23 protein-coding genes, 1 riboswitch and 1 other annotated feature are annotated in these 25,346 nt (G+C 42.9%); of the genes, 16 read left to right on the forward strand and 7 right to left on the reverse strand.

Annotation, left to right across the window (positions count from 1 at the left end):
* The first annotated feature begins 279 nt into the window (after positions 1-279).
* A riboswitch (SAM riboswitch) is annotated at positions 280-395 on the forward strand.
* A gap of 426 nt (positions 396-821) precedes the next feature.
* Both metK and asnB read left to right on the forward strand, forming a co-directional pair.
* The gene (metK, locus tag NYE23_RS00005; protein WP_009333385.1) at positions 822-2,015 is read left to right on the forward strand and encodes a methionine adenosyltransferase; all 1,194 of its coding nucleotides are present in this window, start codon (positions 822-824) and stop codon (positions 2,013-2,015) included.
* 291 nt (positions 2,016-2,306) lie between these two features.
* Positions 2,307-4,211, forward strand: coding sequence for an asparagine synthase (glutamine-hydrolyzing) (gene asnB, locus NYE23_RS00010; RefSeq protein ID WP_341074640.1), 1,905 nt, complete (start codon positions 2,307-2,309; stop codon positions 4,209-4,211).
* A gap of 38 nt (positions 4,212-4,249) precedes the next feature.
* Here asnB and NYE23_RS00015 read toward each other — a convergent pair whose 3' ends face one another.
* On the reverse strand, positions 4,250-5,101 hold the full coding sequence (locus tag NYE23_RS00015) for a C39 family peptidase (RefSeq protein ID WP_341074641.1): 852 nt from the start codon (positions 5,099-5,101) through the stop codon (positions 4,250-4,252).
* 73 nt (positions 5,102-5,174) lie between these two features.
* A complete protein-coding gene (locus NYE23_RS00020) occupies positions 5,175-5,696 on the reverse strand; it encodes a gamma carbonic anhydrase (protein WP_341074642.1) in 522 nt (173 codons plus the stop codon).
* Between the two features lie 174 nt (positions 5,697-5,870).
* Between NYE23_RS00020 and NYE23_RS00025 the strand changes: the two genes are divergently transcribed.
* Both NYE23_RS00025 and NYE23_RS00030 read left to right on the forward strand, forming a co-directional pair.
* The gene (locus tag NYE23_RS00025) at positions 5,871-6,674 is read left to right on the forward strand and encodes an alpha/beta hydrolase (protein WP_341074643.1); all 804 of its coding nucleotides are present in this window, start codon (positions 5,871-5,873) and stop codon (positions 6,672-6,674) included.
* Between the two features lie 59 nt (positions 6,675-6,733).
* On the forward strand, positions 6,734-7,828 hold the full coding sequence (locus NYE23_RS00030) for a tetraprenyl-beta-curcumene synthase family protein (protein WP_341074644.1): 1,095 nt from the start codon (positions 6,734-6,736) through the stop codon (positions 7,826-7,828).
* Positions 7,829-7,866: 38 nt separating this feature from the next.
* On the opposite strand, the gene NYE23_RS00035 is transcribed toward NYE23_RS00030, so the two are convergent.
* Positions 7,867-8,439: a class I SAM-dependent methyltransferase gene (locus NYE23_RS00035; RefSeq protein ID WP_341074645.1), complete on the reverse strand. Its 573-nt coding sequence runs from the start codon at positions 8,437-8,439 to the stop codon at positions 7,867-7,869.
* The gene (locus NYE23_RS00040) at positions 8,436-9,404 is read right to left on the reverse strand and encodes a TIGR01212 family radical SAM protein (RefSeq protein ID WP_341074646.1); all 969 of its coding nucleotides are present in this window, start codon (positions 9,402-9,404) and stop codon (positions 8,436-8,438) included. Before NYE23_RS00040 ends, NYE23_RS00035 begins: the two co-directional genes overlap by 4 nt.
* Before the next feature lie 222 nt (positions 9,405-9,626).
* Between NYE23_RS00040 and NYE23_RS00045 the strand changes: the two genes are divergently transcribed.
* The 3 genes from NYE23_RS00045 (at position 9,627) to NYE23_RS00055 (ending at position 11,497) form a co-directional block, all read left to right on the forward strand.
* The gene (locus NYE23_RS00045; protein ID WP_341074647.1) at positions 9,627-9,890 is read left to right on the forward strand and encodes a YtzC family protein; all 264 of its coding nucleotides are present in this window, start codon (positions 9,627-9,629) and stop codon (positions 9,888-9,890) included.
* A gap of 14 nt (positions 9,891-9,904) precedes the next feature.
* Complete coding sequence (locus NYE23_RS00050) at positions 9,905-10,087, forward strand: hypothetical protein (protein WP_035330391.1); 183 nt, start codon at positions 9,905-9,907, stop codon at positions 10,085-10,087.
* Between the two features lie 228 nt (positions 10,088-10,315).
* Positions 10,316-11,497, forward strand: a complete 1,182-nt coding sequence (locus NYE23_RS00055; RefSeq protein WP_341074648.1) for an MDR family MFS transporter — start codon at positions 10,316-10,318, stop codon at positions 11,495-11,497.
* A gap of 64 nt (positions 11,498-11,561) precedes the next feature.
* Here the strand turns inward: NYE23_RS00055 and NYE23_RS00060 are convergent, their stop codons facing one another.
* A complete protein-coding gene (locus tag NYE23_RS00060) occupies positions 11,562-11,921 on the reverse strand; it encodes a hypothetical protein (RefSeq protein WP_341074649.1) in 360 nt (119 codons plus the stop codon).
* Between the two features lie 137 nt (positions 11,922-12,058).
* Between NYE23_RS00060 and NYE23_RS00065 the strand changes: the two genes are divergently transcribed.
* The 7 genes from NYE23_RS00065 to NYE23_RS00095 all read left to right on the forward strand — a co-directional run bounded on the left by NYE23_RS00065 (position 12,059) and on the right by NYE23_RS00095 (position 20,593).
* Entirely contained in the window at positions 12,059-13,420 is a 1,362-nt protein-coding gene (locus tag NYE23_RS00065) for a sigma-54 interaction domain-containing protein (protein WP_341074650.1), read from the forward strand.
* Between the two features lie 328 nt (positions 13,421-13,748).
* Positions 13,749-15,068, forward strand: coding sequence for a GntP family permease (locus tag NYE23_RS00070; protein ID WP_035330386.1), 1,320 nt, complete (start codon positions 13,749-13,751; stop codon positions 15,066-15,068).
* Between the two features lie 57 nt (positions 15,069-15,125).
* Positions 15,126-15,902 carry a 3-hydroxybutyrate dehydrogenase gene (locus NYE23_RS00075; protein WP_341074651.1) on the forward strand — a complete coding sequence of 259 codons (777 nt, stop codon included), beginning with the start codon at positions 15,126-15,128 and terminating at the stop codon, positions 15,900-15,902.
* A 135-nt stretch (positions 15,903-16,037) separates the two neighbouring features.
* Positions 16,038-16,556: a CBO0543 family protein gene (locus tag NYE23_RS00080; protein WP_341074652.1), complete on the forward strand. Its 519-nt coding sequence runs from the start codon at positions 16,038-16,040 to the stop codon at positions 16,554-16,556.
* Positions 16,557-16,712: 156 nt separating this feature from the next.
* Positions 16,713-16,937: a binding site (T-box leader), on the forward strand.
* Positions 16,938-17,203: 266 nt separating this feature from the next.
* A complete protein-coding gene (gene leuS, locus NYE23_RS00085) occupies positions 17,204-19,621 on the forward strand; it encodes a leucine--tRNA ligase (RefSeq protein WP_341074653.1) in 2,418 nt (805 codons plus the stop codon).
* Between the two features lie 378 nt (positions 19,622-19,999).
* A complete protein-coding gene (locus tag NYE23_RS00090; protein ID WP_341080549.1) occupies positions 20,000-20,305 on the forward strand; it encodes a rhodanese-like domain-containing protein in 306 nt (101 codons plus the stop codon).
* Between the two features lie 105 nt (positions 20,306-20,410).
* Complete coding sequence (locus NYE23_RS00095) at positions 20,411-20,593, forward strand: sporulation protein Cse60 (protein WP_009333366.1); 183 nt, start codon at positions 20,411-20,413, stop codon at positions 20,591-20,593.
* A gap of 29 nt (positions 20,594-20,622) precedes the next feature.
* On the opposite strand, the gene NYE23_RS00100 is transcribed toward NYE23_RS00095, so the two are convergent.
* On the reverse strand, positions 20,623-21,891 hold the full coding sequence (locus NYE23_RS00100) for a BaiN/RdsA family NAD(P)/FAD-dependent oxidoreductase (RefSeq protein WP_341074654.1): 1,269 nt from the start codon (positions 21,889-21,891) through the stop codon (positions 20,623-20,625).
* Between the two features lie 568 nt (positions 21,892-22,459).
* Between NYE23_RS00100 and NYE23_RS00105 the strand changes: the two genes are divergently transcribed.
* Positions 22,460-24,076 carry a putative polysaccharide biosynthesis protein gene (locus NYE23_RS00105; RefSeq protein ID WP_341074655.1) on the forward strand — a complete coding sequence of 539 codons (1,617 nt, stop codon included), beginning with the start codon at positions 22,460-22,462 and terminating at the stop codon, positions 24,074-24,076.
* Between the two features lie 92 nt (positions 24,077-24,168).
* Positions 24,169-24,888 carry a pseudouridine synthase gene (locus tag NYE23_RS00110; protein WP_341074656.1) on the forward strand — a complete coding sequence of 240 codons (720 nt, stop codon included), beginning with the start codon at positions 24,169-24,171 and terminating at the stop codon, positions 24,886-24,888.
* 64 nt (positions 24,889-24,952) lie between these two features.
* Here the strand turns inward: NYE23_RS00110 and NYE23_RS00115 are convergent, their stop codons facing one another.
* Complete coding sequence (locus tag NYE23_RS00115) at positions 24,953-25,174, reverse strand: DeoR family transcriptional regulator (protein ID WP_341074658.1); 222 nt, start codon at positions 25,172-25,174, stop codon at positions 24,953-24,955.
* Between the last annotated feature and the right edge of the window lie 172 nt (positions 25,175-25,346).

Raw genomic sequence — 25,346 nt, forward strand, 5'->3', positions numbered from 1 at the left:
GGGTACTATGCGGTAAGGAGACTGCTGTTCCTCTTTCCTGCATCTTTTTTGATAAGCATCCTGTTATATATACCATTCTCCACACTTCTGGGCGATCCGATGTATAAATGGATAGCAAAAAACAGGCATAAATTTCTAAAGAAAAAGTGTGACGATGGAAGCTGTTCTCTGTAAGGGTGAAGCTGAATTTTCCAAGTCGAAATTTTACTGTGAAAAATAATGAAAATCTGTTGACATGGTTCGATAAAATACGGTATGATTCAACCTTGAACGGATACTCTCTTATCCCGAGCTGGTGGAGGGACAGGCCCTATGAAACCCAGCAACCTGCTAAAGGCAATAATCAGCAAAGGTGCTAACCTGACGCAAGGACGTAATTCCTTGAACGATAAGAGTGAAAGGCGCGAATCGATTTGCTTTCAACCTTTTCACTAATGAGAAGGTTTTTTATTTTGCTTATCTAGCTCCAGCACCCAGCTCCTCTATGGTCTAGCCATTCCCTTGCAGAAGGCGACAAACGCCTTCCTCCAAGGCCTGTCTTATGCTTGTCGGAGCTACCCGGGTGCTTACGCTTTTTAACTGGCAATGGGATGAACGGCTTTTGGAATGTACTATTTATGTGAGTTTTTGGCATGCATATGATAAATGGAAACCTGGCATTCCTGCTTGCGCTGTCTATTTTTCTAATAAAAACTCCATGTTTATTTCATACTACTAAGGGAATGAGTTCCGTATCAAACAGAGATCCATGAAATGACAGGGAAAACGCTTCCCCATTTCTTATTTCTCGCTCAATTTTCTATTTATAAGGAGGAAGCCAGATGTCAACAAAACGTCGTTTGTTTACTTCTGAATCAGTTACTGAAGGTCATCCGGATAAAATCTGTGACCAAATTTCTGATGCAATCTTAGATGCGATTTTAGCTAAAGATGCGAATGCCCGTGTTGCTGCAGAGACTTCTGTAACAACTGGACTTGTATTAGTTGCAGGTGAAATTACAACATCTACATACGTAGATATTCCAAAAATCGTTCGTGAAACGGTAAAAGAAATCGGTTATACTCGTGCTAAATATGGTTTCGACTCTGAAACATGTGCAGTTTTAACTTCCATTGATGAGCAGTCTGCAGATATCGCAATGGGTGTTGACCAGGCACTTGAAGCACGCGAAGGGCAAATGAGCGATCAGGAAATCGAAGCAATCGGTGCAGGAGACCAGGGCTTAATGTTCGGTTTTGCCTGCAACGAAACGAAAGAGCTTATGCCTCTTCCGATTTCTTTAGCACATAAACTTTCCCGCCGCCTGACTGAAGTTCGTAAAGAAGAAATCCTTCCATACCTTCGTCCGGACGGAAAAACTCAGGTAACCGTTGAGTATGATGAAAATGACAAGCCTGTCCGCATTGACACAATCGTTATTTCTACTCAGCATCATCCTGAAATCAGCCTGGAGCAAATCCAGCGCAACCTGAAGGAACATGTTATTAACCCGGTTGTTCCGAAAGAACTAATCGATGAGAATACAAAGTACTTCATCAACCCGACTGGACGTTTTGTTATCGGCGGACCACAGGGGGATGCTGGTCTGACTGGACGCAAAATCATTGTTGATACTTACGGCGGATATGCACGCCATGGCGGCGGCGCGTTCTCCGGTAAGGATCCTACAAAGGTTGACCGCTCTGCTGCATATGCTGCACGTTATGTAGCGAAGAACCTTGTAGCAGCCGGCTTGGCAGAAAAAGTTGAAGTTCAGCTTGCTTATGCAATCGGTGTGGCACAGCCTGTTTCCATCTCTGTTGATACATTTGGAACTGGCAAAGTGGATGAAGATGTATTAGTTGATTTAGTAAGAAAGCATTTTGATCTTCGTCCTGCAGGAATTATTAACATGCTTGGCCTTCGCCGCCCAATTTACAAGCAGACAGCTGCTTACGGACACTTCGGACGTACAGATGTTGACCTTCCTTGGGAGCGTACTGACAAGGCAGAAATTCTTCGTTCTGAAGCTTAATAGAAAAGCGGGAGTTGCATTTACTGTGTAACTCCCGCTTTCTTTTTTGCGTCATAATACATAAAGGGTGTAATTCACTTTTCGGTCTTTATGCTCTATAGCCGTTTATAATTTTATGGTATCGTATAAACTTCGGATAATGGCTTAATTTTCCGTACAGAAACATTTTATATTCTGCGTGCTAATTATTAGCGATTAGTGGTAGTATTATAAGGTATGTTTTTTAAGACAAAGGAGCCGTTAAGGCTATATCTAAATATTGAGAATAGAATGGAGTAGGTGACGTACATAATGTGTGGTTTTATTGGTTGTGTACATGAAAAAGCACAAAATTACCGTGACGCAGATAAAGAACAATTCCAAAATATGAATGATATCATTACACACCGGGGTCCGGATGACTCAGGCTACTATTTTGATGATCATATTCAATTTGGCTTCCGCCGGCTGAGCATTATCGATATTGAAAGCGGACACCAGCCTCTGACTTACGAGAATGAGCGTTATTGGATTATCTTTAATGGTGAAATCTATAACTATGTGGAACTTCGTGAAGAACTTCTCAAAGCTGGCTTAAGCTTTGAAACAAGCTCAGATACAGAAGTCATCATTGCTCTATACAGCCATATGAAAGAAAAAGCTGTTGAAAAATTGCGCGGTATGTTTGCGTTTGTCATATGGGATAAACAGGAGCAGTCTTTATATGGAGCCAGAGATCCATTTGGGATTAAACCTTTCTTTTATTACGATAAGGGAGACCGCACGTTCTTTGGATCAGAGAAGAAGAGCATTTTACTGGCACTTCAGAATGATGTATTAAACTATGACTCGCTGCAGCATTATCTGACCTATCAGTTTGTGCCTGAGCCAAGCACGATGTCAGAGGGAATCCACAAGCTTGAGCCAGGCCATTATTTTACTAAAAAAATCGGTGCTCCGATGGATATTAAGCGCTATTGGAAAGCTGCTTTCCATCCAGTGCAGAAATCAGAAGCTGATTTTACAAAAGAAATTAGAGATGTGTTATTCGACTCGGTCAAAATGCATATGCGTGCCGATGTTCCTGTAGGTTCTTTCCTTTCAGGCGGAATTGATTCTTCCATCATTGCGTCGATTGCGAAGGAATTCCATCCTGCTATTAAAACATTCTCTGTTGGTTTTGAACGCAATGGCTTCAGCGAGGTGGATGTAGCGAAAGAAACAGCAGAAAAGCTGGGTGTCGAAAACATCAGCTATATCATTACTCCTGAGGAATACATGAACGAGATTCCGAGAATCATGTGGCATATGGACGATCCGCTTGCTGACCCGGCATGTGTGCCTCTTTATTTTGTTGCAAGAGAAGCACGCAAGCATGTAACGGTTGTACTTTCAGGTGAAGGAGCCGATGAGCTATTTGGCGGCTATAATATTTACCGTGAACCACAATCCCTGGAAGTCTTCAATAAAATCCCTGCCATTGGCAAAAAGCTTCTTCGCATGATTGCAAACATGATGCCGGAGGGGATGAAGGGTAAAAGCTTTATCGAACGCGGTGTCACGCCAATGGAAGAGCGCTACATCGGAAATGCAAAAATGTTTACAGAACAAGAGAAGCGCAATCTGCTTCATGTCTATAAAGACAGCTTAAATTATACGGATATCACGAAACCTTTATATGAAGAAAGCCGAGGCTATGATCCGGTTGACCGTATGCAGTATATCGACATTCATACCTGGATGCGCGGAGACATTCTATTAAAAGCGGACAAAATGACGATGGCGCATTCTCTCGAGCTTCGTGTTCCGTTCCTTGATAAAGAAGTGTTTGAAGTGGCTTCCAAAATCCCTACCAGCCTGAAGACGGCAAATGGCACTACGAAATATATTCTTCGCAAAGCTGCCGAAGGAGTCGTTCCGGACCATGTACTGAACCGCAAAAAGCTTGGATTCCCTGTGCCAATCCGCCACTGGCTGAAGGATGAGATGAATGAGTGGGCAAAAAATATCATCCGTGAAAGCAATACTGATCACCTGATTAATAAAGACTATGTATTGCAGCTGCTTGAAGACCATTGTCAGGATAAAGCGGATAACAGCCGCAAAATCTGGACAGTTCTTATGTTCATGGTGTGGCATCAGGTGTATGTGGAGAAAAAATACTCCTTTGAAAAAGAATACTTGTTAGATAAAGATTTGCAGCCTCTTAAAGGCTAAAATAAAACGTCCATCAGATGAAAACCTGGTGGACGTTTTTATTTTGGGAGATAAGTAATAGCCTGCTTTCCCATCTGCACCCATGCTTTTTCAAAATCGAGTATGGGGGCTTTTTTATTTTTCTCGCCTGTGAGCGGGTCGTTGAAGTACAGGTATTCCTGGTCATAGCCCGTTAGCAGGACAGAATGCTCTTTATAGGTAATCTGGATTTTTCCGCTCGGCGTATGCCAGGTCTGGAAAAAGTCATCAGACAGCTGTTTATAGGCTGTGTTGATAATGACCCATACAGGTCTGCCGTCTGACAAATGGATCTTTAAGTCTTCAAAATCGGATCCGGTAAGATCTTCAATCGAGCCGGGCATGTACTTTTCCGCAAGCTCTTTTACGGGTTCATGATAAACGCCGAGACCGGGATTATCAAAGGAGTACATATCGCCAATGAAGCCTTCATTCGGATGCCCGAAATAGATTTTTCCGTCTTCTATGCGATAAGGCTCAGGATTTTTCTTTATTTCTTTAGCCAGTGTCATTTTATCAGCCTGGATCCCCGCGTGATGCAGGAGCATGGATAAGCTAGTGACTTCACATCCTCTGGGGAGCTCAGGAAACTGATTGATTGCGGGCACATCTATAATTATTTTTTCTTTAATCTTAATTACAGCTGTGCTGTTTCCAAGGAAAGCACTGGCTTTCTCATCTGGTTCAGACAGCCATGATTTTATTTTGTTCACGGGTGAAGGAGGACTGCTTCCTGCAAGGTTGTCATAAACAAATGCTGCAGAAACAAAGATGAAGACCATTAAAAACATGGGTGCCGTTTTTACCATTATTTTTCTGAATATTACTATTAATAATAAGAAAAGAACAATTGCCCCGATATAAATCTTCAATTCCTTCACCTGCCAATTGGTATTGCTTTTTGTTTAATATCGGCCTATTTTCCATTCTATTAAGGCTGGAGAGTTATTTTTGCTTTTTCTGCAAAGACTTATAGTATTGGCCTTTTTCAGCGTATTCCCTGCTGATCCGTTCCATATCTTTTATATCTTCAGGCGTCAGCTCACGGATCACCTTTGCAGGCCTGCCGAACGCAAGCGTATTGGGCGGAATTTTCTTTCCCTGCGGAATAAGGCTGCCTGCACCAATAAATGCTCCCTCCCCGATTTCTGCCTGATCTAAGACAATCGAGCCCATTCCAATTAGAGCTTTCTTGCGGATAATGCAGCTATGAAGGATTACCTGATGGCCTACTGTTACTTCGTCTTCCAGTATAAGCGGGTTATTCGGGCTCTGATGAAGGACGGAATTGTCCTGGATATTGACCTTCCTGCCGATGATGGTTGGTGCTACATCTCCGCGTATGACGGAGTTGAACCAGACACTGGAATCCTCCCCAATTTCAACATCGCCGGTAATGGTAGTAAAATCTGCAATAAATGCGGATTCTGCAATTTTAGGTTCTTTATCTTTATATGGATAGATCATGGAAAAAAACACTCCTGTATGCAGTTTGATTATTTTGATTTTATCATATAAGGCATGGTAAACGTTATTTTGGTAAAAGAGTTTTAATGAGGAGCTGATTCATGAACAATTTTTGCATCTGGGCTATAATATATTTACATGAGATAGTACGTAAAAAGGCTGGGAGGATTGACTATGTGGAAGTGGGAAACTGAAGGAGATGCAAAAGGAGTTATTGTCATGGTTCATGGGGCAATGGAGCATCACCGCCGTTATGGCTGGCTGATTGAAATGTGGCGCTTGGCCGGTTTCCATGTCATTATGGGAGATCTTCCCGGCCAGGGGATGACTACAAGATCCAGAAGGGGCCATATTGATTCCTTTGATGAATATATCATTGAAGTTAAAGATTGGGTACAGGCTGCCTATGAATTTGAATTGCCGGTTTTTCTTTTAGGACACAGCATGGGCGGACTGATTGCCATTCGCCTGCTGCAGGAAGAAAGAATGAATCTCGCTGGAGTGATTTTGTCATCCCCATGTTTAGGTTTGGTTCAGCAGCCTTCGAAATTACTGAACTTTTTATCGCTTGGACTCAATTCAGTGATGCCGGGCCTGAAGATGGATGCAGGATTGTCAGTGGACATGGCGACGCGAAATCAGGATGTCCTTGATGCTGATTTAAATGATTCACTGTATGTAACAAAAGTTTCGGTCAGATGGTACAGGGAACTTGTTTATGCCATAAAGCTTGCCTTTGAGAATCTTGATAAGATCCAGGATGTACCCCTTCTCGTAGTACAGGGCGGCGATGATAAAATCGTGAATAAAACAACTGTCAGAGAATGGTTTAACCTTGCGCCTTTCTCAGAGAAAAGGTTCAAAGAATGGCCAAAGTGCTACCACGAAGTCTTCAATGAACCTGAACGTGAAGAGGTATTTGAATATGCGAAGGATTTCGTGAACAGCCAATTAAAGGCGCTTGGTTATGTGGTTTAAGAGTTACTGATTTACTTAAAATATTCACCAGACCTGATCAAAAGGAGGTTTCTGCTGTCATGAGTGTCCCTTCCATGCCAATTAGTTTAATGTCACATGTCTATCGGAAGGTTCTGCCTGCTGTCCATAAGGAGCTTGCATACTGGAGGAGCCGGGCGGAAGCAATTCCTGATCCGGAATTAAGAAAGCAGGCTCTTGCCAGCATTGAACATAAAACCTTTCACTGTGAAGGCGGAGCTATTATGTCCTTGATGGCAAAGGAAAAATATGAACAAGCGATTAAGTTTATTGTCGCTTATCAGACAATTAGTGATTATTTGGACAATCTTTGCGACAGGAGCACCTCGCTTGATCCCGGAGATTTTGCCGCACTTCATGAGTCAATGGAGGATGCCCTGGATATTGACGCAGCAGTGAAAAATTATTATCGGCTGAGAAGTGAGCAGGATGATGGAAACTATCTTGCAGATTTAGCAGCATCCTGCAGGGAAGTGCTGTCGGGTCTTGAGCAATATCCCCATATAAAAAACCACCTGCTTGAATTATGCCGTTACTATTGTGATCTGCAAATACATAAGCATGTCGTAGTCGAAGAACGTGTACCCCGTCTTCAGAACTGGTTCGACCAATATCGGTCAGATATACCCGAGATGGAATGGTATGAGTTTTCCGCCTGCTCGGGTTCGACACTCGGGATTTTCTGCCTTGTTTCCTACGCACTGAGAGATGATTTTAAAGCGGAGCATGCGGTTAATATAAGAAATGGATATTTTCCATACATCCAGGGACTCCACATTCTGCTTGATTATCTGATTGATCAGGAAGAGGACAAGGCCGGAGGAGACTTGAATTTCTGCTTTTACTATGAAAGCGAAGAGAAACTGTTTTCGAGATTGAAGCACTTTGTTGCAGAGGCAGATAAGCATACGGAAAAGCTGCCTCATAAACATTTCCATAAACTGATTAATCGCGGCCTGCTGGGGGTCTATCTCTCAGATGATAAGGTCCGGAAGCAGCGGAATGTTAGAAAATTAGCCAAAAGTATGATCAAAACAGGCGGAATGGTCAGCTATTTCTTTTATGTGAACGGAAGAGCTTACCGGATAGTGCAGAAGATGATGCCTCCCGGATTTGCAAAAGCCTTTGTGAAATAAGTAAAAGCCTGCAGTTTTTGCAGGCTTTTACATTATATTTATCGCTTTTCAATTGCAATGATAAACGGCGGGTTATTTTTTTGATTAATAAACTGATACTGCAAAACATGGACGAGGCTTTGATCCAGCTGCTTTACATATCGTAGCAGGTAATCGCGTTCAACAGCACCTTCTATATGGCCGTGATAAATCACCAAAAGAATAATCCCTTCCGGAGCCATCAGTTCCAAGAGCTGATCGATGGCAGAAATGGTTGTCTGCGGACGGGTGACAATATCTTTATCGCCCCCGGGCAAGTAACCTAAGTTAAATATGGCTGCCGTTACTTTTCCATGGTGGACAGGAGGTACATTCTCAAGAATGTGTTCATGACTTGTATGAAAAAGGGTAGCCCTGTCTGACAGTTCATGATCAGCCAGGCGTGTTTTTGTATTCAGGACAGCCTCCTCCTGAATATCGAATCCGTAAACTCTGCCGTTAGGTCCCACCAGATCAGCCAGAAATACGGTATCATGTCCGTTGCCCAGAGTGGCATCAATAACGATATCTCCAGGTGATACTGCTTTCTCAAGCAGCTGTCTTGCATATGGTAAGATTCTTTCAAGCTTCATGACAATGCCTCCACTTGGCTTGGATTGTAAAATTTACCTTGCCAGCTGTTTCTTCGCTTTAATTCTGCATCAATGCCATTAAGGACTTCCCACTTATTGACACTCCACATCGGCCCAATCATCAAGTCGATTGGCCCATCACCGGTGATGCGATGTACAATCATTTCCGGCGGTAAAATTTCCAGCTGATCACATACTAAATTTATATACTCATCAAGAGAAAGAAACTCAAGCATGCCCTTTTCAAATTGTTTAACCATCGGGGTTCCCTTTAATAAATGAAGGAGGTGGATTTTAATTCCCTGTACATCCAGCTTCGCAACTTCCCGGGCGGTTTCCATCATCATTTCCGGTGTTTCAAGCGGAAGTCCATTAATGATGTGGGAACAGATGCGGATTCCATGTTTGCGGAGCTTTTTTACTCCCTCCACATAGCACTGATAATCATGTGCGCGGTTAATTAAAAGGGCAGTTCGTTCATGTACAGTCTGCAGGCCAAGCTCTACCCAGAGATAGGTCCGCTTGTTAAGCTCTGCCAGATAGTCAACTACATCATCAGGCAGGCAGTCGGGGCGGGTTGCAATAGACAGCCCGACAACACCTTCCTGATCAAGCACCCTCTCATACATATCACGAAGCACCTCAACAGGGGCATGTGTATTCGTAAAGGCCTGAAAATAGGCCATATATTTTCCATCTTTCCATTTATGATGCATTTTTGTTTTGATTGCATTAAACTGTGTTTCCAAATCATCAGCGCGGTTCCCGGCAAAGTCTCCAGAACCGGCGGCGCTGCAGAACGTACAGCCTCCATATGCGACCGTGCCATCACGGTTTGGGCAATCAAAGCCGCCATCAAGTGCCACTTTAAAAACCTTATGGCCAAATTCATTGCGCAAATGATAATTCCATGTATGGTACCGTTTATTATCGGATGCATATGGAAAAGGATTTACTTTATCCACAATTATCCCTCCTTTTTCAAAGAGTAATTTATGAGGTGAAGAAGTATATATCAGTAGGTAAACTTCCGCTGATTGAAGTTTCACTTTATCTTATCAAATCGCAAAACCTTATTAAAGGGGAATTGGCAGGAAATACAGTGGTAAGGATTACAGAAAAATGAACAAACTAATTCATGAAGCATGCAAGCTTCTAGACCCATTCTTCAAGGAGGGGAACATACAATGGCAACACGTGAATCGATGGATACACTCCTTCAGCAGTGTGAGGATGCAATCCGTTTTGCGCAGGAGCAGTTTGAATCAGGGAGAACGCAGGAGCATTTCAATGATCTCGAATACTCCAATGCACTCCAATCTTTGGAAGCTGCCTATAATGATATAACCCAGATGGCACACAGCGCGAACTCCCAGCAGCGTGAACAGCTTCATCGGATGAGGCTCCAGCTGCAGCAGCTCCAAAATCAGATGATAATTCTTCCTCATTAAGGAGTGATCCACAGATGGTAAAAAAACGTTCAAAACAAAACAATCCGGAACAAAAGACCCGCAACGGCGCCAATAGCCAGGATGTTGAATTTGGCCGGGATTTCGATGCGGTAAAGCAGTCGAAAAAAAATTATGAAAAATCAGGCGGTCAGCCTGTTAAATCTAAATTTCATCCTGAACCGGAACAATCTTCATAAATAATTATGGCAAAGCCCCGATCCCCCGAGGATCGGGGCTTTACTTTATCTGAAATCTTCATAGCAGCTTTAAGTGAAAAAGAAGAAGTATTCTGTCTATTAAAATCGATTGAAAACCTATTGCAAGGACAAGAAAAACCAACTAAAATTATTTTGGATTTCGAAATAGTGTCCGGGAGATAATGTTCCGGCTAAACATAAAAAATACGAAAAAAGGGGCGTTATCTTATGCCGCGGACCTTATGGCTTTTAATTATTGGCATGGCAGTGAATGTAACCGGATCTTCTTTTTTGTGGCCTCTTAATACAATCTACATTCATGACCACTTAGGCAAATCCTTATCGGTAGCCGGCCTGGTTCTAATGGTGAATGCAGCTGCCAGTGTCGCGGGAAATCTAATAGGGGGAAGCCTCTATGATAAAATAGGCGGCTATCGTTCGATTCTTCTTGGAATTGTCATCACGGTAATGGCGCTCCTCGGCTTGACCTTTTGGCATGGCTGGCCTGCATATGTGGTGTTCCTTACCTTTGTCGGATTTGGATCCGGGATTGTTTTTCCTTCTATGTTTGCGATGGCGGGATCAGTCTGGAAAGAAGGAGGACGCAAAGCCTTCAATGCCATCTATGTAGCTCAGAACGCAGGTGTTGCCATTGGTGCTGCTCTTGGCGGTCTTGTGGCCTCGTACTCTTTTCAGTTAATTTTTCTGGCCAATACTGTTATGTATATCATTTTTTTATTGATCGCTGTTTTTGGCTACAGGGGAATAAACACAGTTTCCGGTCAGCAGACCTCCATCCTTCAGGAAAATGGCCTGGTTAAAAATCATACCAAGCTGTATGCACTGCTCATATTATGTGCGGGATATTTATTGTGCTGGGTCGGATATGTACAATGGCAATCGACTATTGCCGCTTATACACAGGAGTTGAACATTTCCTTAAAGCAATACAGTTTGCTGTGGACTATTAATGGAGCCCTGATTGTCTTGGGGCAGCCGGTTATCAGTGCAATGGTAAAATGGTTTAAAACATTAAAGATTCAGATGGTCGCGGGAATGGTTATATTTATTGGCTCGTTTGCTGCTGCGGCGATCGCAGAACAGTTCTCCGCATTTGTCACTAGCATGGTTATTCTTACAGTAGGCGAAATGCTAATATGGCCAGCTGTTCCGACCATTGCCAACCAGCTTGCCCCTAAAGGGAGAGAAGGGTTTTACCAGGGAATCGTTAACAGCACAGCTACAGGCGGAAGGATGATCGGCCCTTTACTGGGGGGGATTCTGGTTGATCTTTATGGAATCTCCATGCTGTTTGCTGTATTAATGGTTCTATTTGTTTTTGCCATTCTGACGACTCTTGTATATGACCGGAAATTAAAGGAGTCTAAAGAATTGGCGCATGCTTCATAAGAATTAGCGGAAGAATGAAACCTGCAGTTTTGAGCTGCAGGTTTTAATGTTTCAAGTAATTAATTTAACCTGCGTCTTCAAGAGAGTTCTCTTTTGGGTTTGCGCAAAATACAACCTCATTGAAGAAGCTTTTCAGAATCAGCCATCTTGCCGGATAAGAATTAATAAAGTCTTCAAGGACCTCTTCAGAATAAAGAAGCAGGATATCCAGCTCTGCTTTCTTTTGCTTCAAATCATACAATAGGGCATGCGGAATGGTGTAATAGTCATTCAGCTGCCATTGATTTAGCTTTACTGTATAAATATTATGGTCCTCAATATAGGATTCCAGTGCCTGTTTTTGCAGCTGAATCCCTTCTTCTTTAGACTTGTTTAGAAATTGCCAGTGAGGATTGATCAGATATATGCCTTTCAGCTGAAACACCTCCCATATCTGCGCGGATTACTAATGGTATGGACAGTAAAAGCAATTAGAATACCTATTGAAATGAATTTGTTGTCAGAAAAATATGATAAAATAGTGTTTATAATATTAGAATGTCCTAAATGAGGGGATCAAAAATGAAAAGTGCATTATTTGATTTGCCTGTTCAAATGGTTGAAACCATTGTAGAAAACGCCTTTGGATGGCTTGTAGTTGTAAATAAAGAAGGAACGATCATTTACATTAATAAAAATTATTGCGATTTTCTTGAGGTGGAGAGGGAACAGGTTCTGGGGAAGCATGTATCCGGGGTTATTGAAAATTCGCGAATGCATATAGTGGCAGAATCAGGAAAGGAAGAAATTGCAGACCTGCAATTTATAAGAGGCAATTATATGATAGCAAACCGCATTCCCATTTTTTCGGATGGCGAAGTAATTGGCGCATTCGGGACGGTCTTCTTTAGAGATACAAAGGAATGGATGCAGATGAACAGCCATGTAAAGAGCATGCTCACAAAAATTCAGAGCTATATCCAGGGAATTGATCCAAGTGTAAAATACAGCCTCGATGATATATTGGGAAGCTCAAGCCAGATTCACAGCCTGAAAGAAAAGGTGAAAATGGTGGCAGCCAGTGATATTTCCGTTTTAATTCGCGGGGAAAGCGGGACCGGTAAAGAACTGTTTGCCCACAGCATTCATCAGCTCAGCAACAGGAGCCATCAGCCATTTGTAAAAATTAACTGCGGAGCCATTCCTGAGCATCTGCTGGAGTCTGAACTGTTTGGCTATGAAGAGGGAGCTTTTACAGGGGCGAAAAAGGGCGGTAAAAAAGGAAAATTTCAGCTCGCAGATGGAGGGACCTTGTTTTTGGATGAAATCGGGGATATGCCGCTTAATATGCAGGTGAAGCTATTGCGTGCCCTGCAGGAAGGCGAGATTGAAAGCGTTGGTTCAACTTCTCCGGTTAAAGTGGATGTCCGGATTATTGCTGCAACTAACAGACCGCTCGAAAAAATGATGGAGGAAAAGCGTTTTAGGGAGGACTTATTTTATCGGATCAATGTGGTGCCGTTCATGGTTCCTTCTTTGCGCGACAGGATGGAAGACTTACCGCTTCTAATTGACAGCTTTATCAAGAAAATAACGAAAAAATCGGGAAAGAGAATAAGTGCAATTGAAGAAGAAGTCATAGAAAAGTTTCATCAATACAGCTGGCCCGGAAATATCAGGGAGCTTGAGAATGTAATCGAGGCATCCATTCACCTGACAAGCAATGAAACTATCAGTACAGAATCATTGCCGGATTATATGAAAGAAACTGCTGTATATCCGGTTGGAAAAAAGAATTTGAAGGATATTCTGGAAGAAACAGAGAAGCGGATTCTGACGCAAAGCTTGAGCAAATATAATAATGACCGAATAGCAGCAGCAAACGCTCTTGGCATCAGTAAATCATCCATGTACGAAAAGTTAAAGAAATATGGAATTGTATAGGTTTAAATAGTCCAGAAATCCGGAATAAATTCCAGAATTCTGGACTTTTTTGATTCTAGGAATCTTTAATGCTGATAACCTTCTGTTAGACGGAATTATCAGAAAACTAGTCTATTAAATTTGAGGACTTGCTCCCTGCCCGTTCCAGATTTCCGGAAAAATAATTCATTAATTGTTCACCATTCCCTTCACCAAGAAGTATTTTATGTTGGCACACTTCTTGCATTAAAATTTCACAGCAAGTGATTTTTCTATTATTTTGCAAACGTTTACAAAAAGGGGGATGACAAGTTTATTTTCTTACATTTAAAACAAAGGGGGAAATGAAATGCTAAGTATGATTGGGTTAATAGGCGGGCTTGCACTGCTGATTTACCTGACGATGCGGGGAATGAACCTGCTGGTGGTCGGTCCGTTATCTGCACTGTTTGTAGCTCTTTTTAGCGGTATGCCTTTATTTCCGCAGCTGGCAGGTGAAGGAGAGGCCAACTTGGTCGGGAACTATATGTCCGGCTTTTCAGGATTTGTCACATCATGGTATCTGATGTTCCTATTGGGTGCTATTTTTGGAAAGGTAATGGAGGATAGCGGTGCGGCTGACAGTGTATCCAAAATGGTCGTGGATAAGCTTGGAATGAAATATGCCGTTCTTGCCATTGTCGCGTCCTGTGCCATTTTAACTTATGGCGGAGTCAGTTTATTCGTTGTTGCCTTCTCTGTATACCCAATGGCGCTGAGTTTATTTAAGCAGGCCAATCTGCCGAGAAGATTTATCCCTGCGGCACTAGCCTTTGGATCTGTAACATTTACGATGACTTCTGCAGGTTCACCTGAAATTCAAAACTGGATTCCGATTGAATTTCTTGGAACAACTCCATATGCGGGCTGGGAAGTCAGCTTAATTGTGGCTGTGTTCATGATGATCTTCGGCTACTGGTGGCTAAAGCGTATGATTACCAAGGCTGTAAACAAAGGAGAAACATTTGAATCCCGCAAGCAGGATCCTGTAACTGAAAATAAGGATTTGCCGCATCCAATTATGGGTGTTGTACCATTAGTTGTCGTTTTAATTATTTCCTTCGTTTTTCATGATTCACTTGCACAATCTGCACTTATTCTTGCCTTGCTGGGTGGAGTCATTGCCACATATCTATTGAACCGAAAGTATTTCACCAATTTCTGGAATGCTGTGTCTGATGGAACATTAGGTGCATTAATCGCTATAGGCAATACGGCTGCTGTCGTAGGGTTTGGAGGCGTAGCAAAAGCAGTGCCTGCATTTGCTACAGCAGTTGATTGGATGACGAGCATTCCTGGCAGTCCGCTGATAGGCGGTGCCATAGCAGTAAGTGTGATCGCCGGGATGACTGGCTCAGCTTCAGGCGGCCAGGCAATCGCACTGCCAATTCTTGCCCCGCATTATATGGACATGGGCGTTAATGCAGAAGCCCTGCACAGAACGGTTGCCATTTCTTCCGGAGCCCTGGACTCTTTGCCGCATAATGGCTATGTTGTTACCACTGTACGGGCAATCTGCGGTGAAACCCACCAGGCTGCATATGGCGCAGTGGCTGCTGTTACGGTAATTGTCCCGCTGATTGGTTTAGCCCTGGCGATTGTATTATTCTCATTCGGATTAGGAATCTAATTATGGCAGGGGCTCATTGAACAGAGCCCCGGCTTTGTTTTTGAAAGGAGCTTATTCATGGTACAAAATAAAGTCGTTTTTATAACTGGTGCAGCGCAGGGGATTGGCTATGAAATTGGCAAGAGGTTTGCTGAACAGGGCTCGAGAATTGTTCTGACGGATATTCAGGAAGCTGCTGTGAAGAAAGCTGCAGAGAACCTGCAGAATGAAGGTTTTGAAGCGCTTGGGCTAAAATGTGATGTGACATCAGAGTCTGATATTCAGGCGGCCATCAATGAAACTTTCAGCCGATTCGGTGCTTTGGATGTGCTGATAAATAATGCAGGGCTGCAGCATGTTTCCTTTATTGAAGATTTTCCCACTGAGAAGTTTGAATTTATGATCAAAGTAATGCTGACTGCTCCATTCGTGGCAATAAAGCACGCGATGCCAATCATGAAAAAACAAAAATCAGGCCGGATACTCAACATGGCTTCCATTAACGGGCTTGTGGGGTTTGCTGGCAAGGCAGCTTATAACAGTGCAAAGCATGGTGTTATAGGATTGACTAAAGTAGCTGCACTGGAGGCTGCTGAACATGGCATTACGGTTAATGCCATCTGCCCGGGCTATGTAGATACACCTCTTGTTAGAAATCAGCTGAATGACCTTGCTAAAACAAGAAATGTACCAATGGAAAAAGCACTGGAGGAAGTCATTTATCCGTTAGTGCCGCAAAAAAGGCTTCTGAAGGTGGAAGAGATTGCAGATTATGCGATTTTTTTGGCTGGTGATGCAGCTAAAGGAATTACTGGCCAGGCGGCAGTTATTGATGGAGGCTATACAGTTCAATAAGAATGCGCATATCAGTTTTTAGAGAGGGCAGAGAATGGCCCTCTTTTTCTCTTGTCCAGTAATGTGAATAAAACCTCTGAAACTATGGGTATATTGTTGATACTGAATTGATGGCAGATAATCGGTGGAGATATTGTGTATTTATTATTGGTTGTACTTGTCTATATTTTTTTTGCCTGGAAATTTGTTGATTGGAATAGATGGAAAGAATACTATCCAACTGTCCAATTTTATATCATTGCCAACCTTCTATATAATTTTTTATTTTATAATCATACTCTTTGGGCTTATAGAGCAGTTACGCTGGATTGGCTGAATCACACGTTGATTGAAATTACCTTCACTTTGGTGATTATTCCAGTCGTCGTCATGATTTACCTTCGTTATTTTCCGGAAAAAAATCTAAAGAAAAAGATTTTTTATATTGTCGTATGGATCGTTTATTTCTCAGTACTTGAGTATTTGTTTTCTAAAAAGGGATTGTTTGTTTATGATAATGGGTGGAATTTCTGGTGGTCTGTAATGTTTAATCTCATCATGTTCATCATGCTGCGAATGCATTATAAAAAGCCGGGAATAGCTATGGCAGTTTCGCTTCCCATTATTGTTATTCTATTATGGCTCTTTCATCCGCATCTAAGTGATTTGAAATAATGGATTGAATGGCTTTGTAAACATTCTGCCCTAAAGAAAGTGAAACATGGTGCACAATTCTTAAAAACATTGCATATTCTAAGTATTAAATTCCTGTCAGGATAAGCCTACTTGCATCCTGGCGGGAAATTTATTACAATAGTCATATTCTTATACTAAAATGCTTAGATAAGGAGCAGTAGTGGTGCAGCAGCCCGTTTTAAGAGAGTTGACGGCAGGTGCAAGTCAGCCGGGCACATCATGAACTCGCCTTTGAGCAGCAAGTGTGAAATACCAGTAATGCTTGCCGTTTTCCGCGTTAAGGATGAATGAAGCGAGTGACATGTTCACTAATGTGGGTGGTACCGCGGGAGATTTATACATAATCCTCTCGTCCCTTTTTTGGGATGAGAGGTTTTTTTATTGTATTAAAAAATGCAGTGCAAATTTTTGAAGTCAGAAAGCAGTCTAGCTCCGTGCGCCATCGGCTTGAGGTCATAAGCCAATCCGTCAAAAAGGTTAAAGAACAACCTTTCCGCCGGCTCGTCTTAGGCTTGAGGCCCGCAGGATGCGGGTCATGCAGACGTTGCCACAGGACGTGGCGGTTTTAGTCTGCGGCCCTTGGATAAGCGGCGCCCTGAGCTTTCTGATAATAGGAGGAAACAAAAATGAGTTTCAATCATAAGGAGATTGAAAAAAAGTGGCAAGGCCACTGGGAAGAAAATAAAACATTTAAAACAACTGAAGATAAAGGCAAGCGCAAGTTTTATGCGCTTGATATGTTTCCTTATCCTTCAGGTGCTGGTCTTCACGTTGGCCATCCGGAAGGATATACGGCAACAGATATCCTTTCCCGCATGAAGCGGATGCAGGGCTATAATGTCCTTCATCCGATGGGCTGGGATGCATTTGGTTTGCCTGCAGAGCAATATGCACTTGATACAGGGAATGACCCGGCAGAATTCACAGAACAGAATATCAACACCTTCCGCCGCCAGATTAAGGCGTTAGGCTTCTCCTATGACTGGGATCGTGAAGTAAACACAACAGACCCTGAATACTATAAATGGACTCAGTGGATCTTCTTAAAGCTTTATGAAAAAGGGCTTGCTTATATCGATGAAGTAGCTGTTAACTGGTGTCCCGCACTTGGAACAGTGCTTGCAAATGAAGAGGTTATTGACGGGAAAAGCGAGCGCGGAGGCCACCCGGTAGAGCGCCGCCCAATGAGACAGTGGATGCTGAAAATTACGGCGTATGCGGATCGCCTGCTTGAAGATCTTGATTTATTGGATTGGCCAGAGAGCCTTAAGGACATGCAGCGCAACTGGATCGGCCGCTCTGAAGGAGCCGAAGTGACATTCAATATTGAAGGACATGACGGCACATTCACCGTTTTCACAACACGTCCTGACACGTTATATGGTGCAACATATGCTGTACTTGCTCCAGAACACGCGCTTGTTGATAAAATCACAACAGATGGGCAGCAAGAAGCAGTTCAGGCTTACATTGACAAAGTAAAGAGCAAGAGTGATCTTGAGCGGACAGATCTTGCTAAAGAAAAAACGGGTGTCTTCACTGGTGCGTATGCGATTAACCCGGTCAACGGCGAAAAAATGCCAATCTGGATTGCAGATTATGTTTTAGTCAGTTATGGAACAGGAGCCATCATGGCGGTTCCGGCACATGACGAGCGCGACTATGAGTTCGCCAAGCAATTTGATCTGCCTATTAAAGAAGTCGTTGCCGGCGGAGATGTTGATAAAGAAGCTTACACTGGCGATGGCGAGCATGTGAACTCAGGTTTCCTTGATGGATTAAACAAAGAGGATGCTATTGAGAAAATGATTGCCTGGCTTGAAGAAAAAGGTATTGGCACTAAGAAGGTTACTTACCGTCTTCGTGACTGGTTATTCAGCCGCCAGCGCTATTGGGGCGAGCCGATTCCAGTCATCCACTGGGAAGATGGCACAATGACTGCCGTGCCGGAAGAGCAGCTTCCATTAGTGCTTCCAAAAACAACGGAGATCAAGCCATCCGGCACTGGTGAGTCACCATTAGCCAACATCGATGATTGGGTTAATGTTGTGGATCCGGAAACTGGCAAAAAAGGCCGCAGAGAAACGAACACAATGCCGCAATGGGCAGGCAGCTGCTGGTACTACCTTCGCTATATTGATCCAAAAAATTGTGAAGCTCTTGCAGATCCTGAGAAATTAAAAGAATGGCTTCCGGTTGATATATATATCGGAGGAGCTGAACATGCGGTACTTCATCTTCTATATGCCCGCTTCTGGCACAAGGTCCTTTACGATGTGGGAGTCGTCCATACGAAGGAACCGTTCCAAAAGCTATTTAACCAGGGTATGATTCTTGGGGAAAACAATGAGAAAATGAGTAAATCAAAAGGCAATGTCGTTAATCCGGATGAAATCGTAGAGAGCCATGGTGCAGATACTCTTCGTCTATACGAAATGTTCATGGGGCCGCTTGAAGCTTCCATCGCCTGGTCTACAAACGGATTGGATGGCTCAAGAAGATTCCTTGACCGCATCTGGCGCTTGTTTGTAGAAGAGACTGGTGAATTAAGCCCGAGAATTCAGGACATTGAAGAAGGCAGCAGCCTTGAAAAGGTTTACCACCAAACGGTGAAAAAAGTTACTGAGGACTACGAAGGACTTCGTTTTAACACAGCTATTTCTCAAATGATGGTATTCATCAACGAAGCTTATAAAGCAGATGTGCTGCCAAAAACTTTTGCAGAAGGCTTTGTTAAAATGCTTTCACCAATCGCTCCTCATATTTCAGAAGAGCTTTGGTCAAAATTTGGCCATGGTGAATCCATTGCTTATGAAGCCTGGCCGGCATATGATGAAGCCAAAATGGTGGATGACGAGGTTGAAATCGTTATCCAAATCAACGGCAAAGTAAAAGCGAAGCTTATGGTTCCGGCCGATGCCAAAAAAGACCTCTTGGAGCAAATCGCAATGGGTGATGAAAAAGTAAAAGAGCAAATTGACGGAAAAACTGTCCGTAAAGTTATCGCAGTACCGGGCAAGCTTGTAAATATCGTTGCAAATTAAGTTATATTGAGATGAAACCACCTCTATTTAAACAGGGGTGGTTTTGTATTTGTTTTAAAGAAACATCTCATTTATCGCAGTCTAACGGGCAGTAAGACACCCACTTCAAGACTCAGAGGAATCAAAGGAGGATAAGTGGGGGTCAAACTCCCCGTAAAGGCCCGAAAGAAGGACAAAGACTAAGAACGCCACATCCTGTGGCAACGTCTTTGTGACCCACTTCCTGTGGGCCTCAGCTAACAATCAGCGGGGAGAAAAGCATCCCCACAGATTGAAGTTTCATTTTATATTTTTCGAGCCATATAGGGTATTATAGGAGTGGCAGCACTAGCAGATGCAAAGTGCTATATAAAAAGTTTTCAGGAAAGGGTGTCAGAATTGGACCATATTGAAGAGATTACCACAGATGAATTGCAAAAAAAGCTGGAGGCTGGAGAGAAGCTCGAGCTTGTAGATGTTAGAGAAGATGAAGAGGTGGCATCCGGAATGATTCCTGGAGCCAGACATATCCGCATGGGCACGATCCCTGAGAATCTTGATAAATTTGATAAAGACACTGAGTACATTATTATCTGCCGCTCTGGCAATCGCAGCGGAAATGTTTGTCATTACATGCAGGACCAGGGATATAAGGTGCGCAATATGGCTGGAGGCATGATGAACTGGCAGGGAAAAACGGAATAATATTCAAACGGGGCCAATTATGGCTTCGTTTTTTTTTTAGCTTTTCAATTTTAAAAATTCGGAAAATTGACCAAACTAATAAAAAACGCTGGGAGGAGAATTCCTGTGATTAAGGTAAAATTATTCGATCACGAGCATGAAAAAGACCTGGAAAAGGATATGAATCATTTTCTGGAGAAGATTGAGGAGAAAAAACTGCTGGATATAAAATATAATGTGGCCGCAGTGCAGGAGGATGAAGACGAACAGATTTATTGTTTCTCTGCCATGGTTATATATAGAGCCTGATGTCTCTAGTGCATCAGGCTCTATCTTTATTACACGGTATGTGCAGCTGCAGCTGCGCTTAATCCGGCAAGCCTGCCTGTTACAAGTGCAGAAGTGATATTGTATCCGCCTGTGTAGCCATGGATGTCCAGGATTTCTCCGCAGAAGAAAAGACCTTCCATCATTCTTGAAGCCATTGTCTGCGGTTCGATTTCTTTGACGGAAACACCTCCGCCTGTAACAAAGGCTTTATCCAGAGGAAGCGTCCCATTTACTTTAAACTGAAAAGATTTGCAGCCTTTAACAAAGCTTCTGATTTTTTCATTGGAAATAGCAGCCCCTTGTGCAGATGGATCAATCCCGTTCTGCTCAAGAAGAAACAGAAGATATCTTTCTGGAAGCAGTCCTTTTAAGAGGTTTTTAATGATTTTTTTAGGTTCTTCTTTAATCTTTTTGGACACTTCCTGAAAAAGAGGTTCTTCCTTTGTATCCGGGAGTGCATCCAGGTTCATGGTTACTTCTTTCAAGTTCCACTTCTTCATCGCTTTCACAGCATACTGGCTGCAGCGCAAAACCGCCGGGCCGCTAATGCCGAAATGGGTGAAAATCATATCCATCCGATGGGTTATGAGTGCTTTTCCTTTAGGATTTAAAACACTAAGTGCCACACTCCGCAGCGACAATCCCTGCAGCGCTTTTTCTTTAATAAAGCTCTCTGAAGATGTCAGCGGAACCTCAGTTGGAAAAAGCTCTGTAATCGTATGGCCTGCTTTTTCCGCCCATGCATAGCCGTCACCGGTTGAGCCGGTGTGAGGAACTGATTTTCCTCCTACGGCAATCACAACAGAGTCTGCTTCATAAACATCGCCTGTTTTTAATTCCACCGATTTCACCCTGCCATTTTCATAGTGAACATCCTGGATCGGGCTGTCTGTTTTAATATCGACTTTCAGTTCCTTCAGCCTTGAAATTAAGGCATCAACAACCGATTGCGCTTTGTCGGTAACGGGGAACATTCGCCCGTGATCTTCCTCTTTCAGCTCAATTCCCAAATTCTCAAAGAAGCGGATAATATCTTCATTGCTGAAGATGGAAAATGCACTGTACAAAAATCTCCCATTGCCGGGAATATGCTTAATAATTTCATCTACTGGAAGCCTGTTTGTGACATTGCACCGGCCACCACCGGAAATGGCAAGCTTCCTTCCAAGCTTGTTTCCTTTGTCAATCAGCAGAACCTTTGCCTTCTTTTCCGCAGCACCGATTGCTGCCATCAATCCCGAAGGACCTCCGCCTATCACTATTACATCATATTTCATGTTTTCACCAACTTATCTTAATTCGCTAAATAAACAATAGCTTCATTATAAATCAAATATCCTATTTCTAAAAATAATGCCCCATTATACGGTATTGCAAGTGGAATTTCCCCGGCAAGAAGAGTACACTACAAATAGTGTGTCTAAAAAGATAGAAAATTGACGAACTTAGCTATGGCATTCATATACTTTTATAGTTTGCATGCTGCAGTTTTCTTAATAAGAAAGAACGCTTTGAAAGTCAATAATTGTCTAGCTCCACAAGTAACACTTCGACAGCTTTATCATCGCACGACTAAAAGCGCTAGCTTTTAGGAGGAGCGCCTACCTCCTCGAGGTCACAAGCTTGTCTAGTTGCGGCTCCTAGGGACTTGGGGTCATAAGCCGTTTCCTTTCAGAAGAGAAAACACCTTCTTACAGGAACCGCCTTATGCCTGTCGTCCCTGGGCAGTCGCCTCCACATTTCGGGCAATCCTCCCAAAAGGCAAAGAACGCCTTTCCGTGAGGATCGTCTTGTGCTTGTCGGGGTGGTCAAGGCGCTTCCGCATTTCATAAAGGAAGGGATTATATGTCATCTAAGCTTTTAAAGGGAACCTTCATCCTTACGCTTGGCACCATTATCTCGAAGGTTCTTGGTTTGTTTTATGTTATTCCTTTTTATCAAATAGTCGGGAAGGAAGGGACAGCCCTTTATTCCTTTTCGTATACACCTTATACAATCTTTATTAGTATCGCAACTGCAGGGGTTCCGCTGGCAGTTTCAAAGTTTATCTCTAAATATAATGCAATAGAGGAGTATGCTGTCGGCAGAAAGCTGTTCAAGTCAGGTTTGGTGATCATGACAGCAAGCGGAGTCATTTCATTCCTGATCCTGTTCTTCCTTGCTCCGGCTGTTGCCGAAATGACTCTGGCAGGGAAAGATGTGGAGGTAAGTGTTGAAGATGTAACAACCGTAATCAGAGCGGTATCCTTTGCCCTGATTATTATTCCCTTCATGAGTCTGATAAGAGGATTTTTCCAGGGGCATCAGTCCATGGGGCCTACTGCGGTTTCACAGGTGGTGGAGCAGATTGTCCGCATCCTGTTTGTGCTTGCAGGTGCATATGTTGTCTTAAATGTGATGGAAGGCTCGCTCACTGCAGCAATCAGTGTTGCGACCTTTGCAGCTTTTATTGGCGGACTCGGAAGCCTCGGGGTGTTATTCTGGTATTGGTATAAACGCAAACCGCATTTGGATAAAATGCTTGAAGAAGATAAAGGAACAGTGGATATTTCCCTCAGGGAAATTTATAAAGAAATCATTCTTTATGCTGCACCTTTTGTGTTTGTAGGTCTTGCTAATCCGCTCTTTCAGTTTATTGATCAGATTACATTTACAAGAGCGATGGACGCTATTGGCGAAGCAGGCAATGCTGTAGCAGCATTTTCTGTCCTGAACTTCGAGACCCATAAGCTGGTCATCATTCCTGTCTCACTTGCCACAGCCTTCTCGCTGACGCTTGTGCCGAGTGTGACGAAAGCATTTATGGAAGAAGATCGGGCAGACTTAAACCGCCAGCTGAACCAGACGTTCCAGGTGCTTCTATTCCTGACTCTTCCGGCCGTGGCAGGCTTGTCTCTGCTTGCGGAGCCAATCTTTACCCTATTTTATGAGCATAAAGATTTGGGTACTGAAGTGTTGAGGACTTATGCACCAGTGGCGATCCTCTTTGCTTATTTTTCGGTAACAGCAGCCATTCTGCAGGGTATCAATGAACAGCGTTTCACAATATTGAGTTTGCTGACAGGCCTGCTTGTAAAGCTGTCATTGAATATTCCGCTCATAAAACTGTTCGAAACACAGGGAGCCGTATTTGCAACTGCACTAGGCTATATTGCGGCGATCTTAATTAACCTTTATGTAATAAAAACATATGCAAAATATCCATTCAAGCTTGTCTTAAGACGCGGTATGCTGATTGTATTATTTACTGCATGCATGTACATTGCTGCAGGCCTGGTTTATCAGATTACCACCAGCTTCTTATCGCCTGCATCCAGTGTCCAGGCAGTAATTATTGTCATCATCTGCGCAGCAGCAGGTGCGGCTGTCTATTTCTACCTAAGCTTCAGAACAAAATTAATCTATCTCCTGTTCGGCTCAAGGGTTGATAGAATGCTGAAGAAATTAAGACTGAAAGCATAAAAAATAAAAGGTCTCCCTGATGGGGGCCTTTTTAAAGCGGAAGTCTGTTAAAACTTTCGCTCACTCAAAACTATTTTAGAGGAGGGGCAGTCATGAGAATAGACAAAATGCTCGCCAATCTCGGCTACGGCAGCCGCAAGGACGTTAAAAAGCTATTAAAAGATGGAGCAGTAACCGTTAATGATGAGAAAGTAAAGGATCCAAAACACCATGTGGATCCTGAACAGGATGCCGTTGTCATCAACGGCGAAAAAGTTGAATACAAGGAATTCATTTATTTAATGATGAACAAACCGCCTGGCGTCATTTCGGCAACAGAGGACTCACAATCTGAGACCGTGGTGGACCTGCTAGAAATGGAAGACCTTGTGTTTTCTCCTTTTCCGGTAGGGCGCCTCGATAAGGATACAGAAGGGCTTTTGCTGCTGACAAATGATGGCCAGCTGTCCCATCGCCTGCTTTCTCCAAGAAAGCATGTCCCCAAAACCTATTTTGCAGTCATAGACAGTGTAGTTACAGCAGAGGATATAGCCGCATTTCAAAAAGGGGTTATATTGGATGATGGCTATGAAACTAAGCCAGGGAAATTAAAAATTCTTAAGTCCGGCATCACCTCTGATATAGAATTAACAATAACTGAAGGAAAGTTTCATCAAGTGAAAAGGATGTTCGAAGCTGTTGGAAAAAGAGTTATTTACTTAAAGAGACTTTCCATGGGCCCGCTCGAGCTGGATGAGACATTGGAATTGGGAGAATATCGGGAATTGACGGAAGAAGAGCTTGATAAGCTGATGAATTATGAAGTGGAATAAGATGGAAAAATCGCCCTGGCAGCAGGGCGATTTTATATTTATTAGGCTGGTTTTGCTTTGAATATTAAGATGACATCTTTACTTTCTTTTGAGTAAGAGTCCATTTGCCTCTGCTCGGACTCTTAACCAAGTCATTGTAGGCGAGGACATTTAAATCTCTTTGAATGGTGCGAGGAGTGATGCCAAATTCCTCTACAAGCTCCTGAGTTGTTACAGTTCCGCGCTTACTTATAAACATGTAGACGGATTTTACACGGTTTAACATCCGGTTAGTCGAAGGTTTCAAAAAACCACTCCCTATCCTTTTTTCAAACCCCATGGCAATTTTCTGCAACCGACAGCTACATTGAAGGTTAACCTTCAATCGTATGTAGTTTTCTTTTCCCCAGACAACCCCTTTATACTCTTGTATTTAGTCAAGATGTCATACCTCTGACTATATTGTAACGCTATTATCT

Origin of the sequence: Cytobacillus sp. FSL H8-0458, assembly GCF_038002165.1 — a bacterium.
Taxonomy (GTDB): Bacteria; Bacillota; Bacilli; order Bacillales; family Cytobacillaceae; genus Cytobacillus.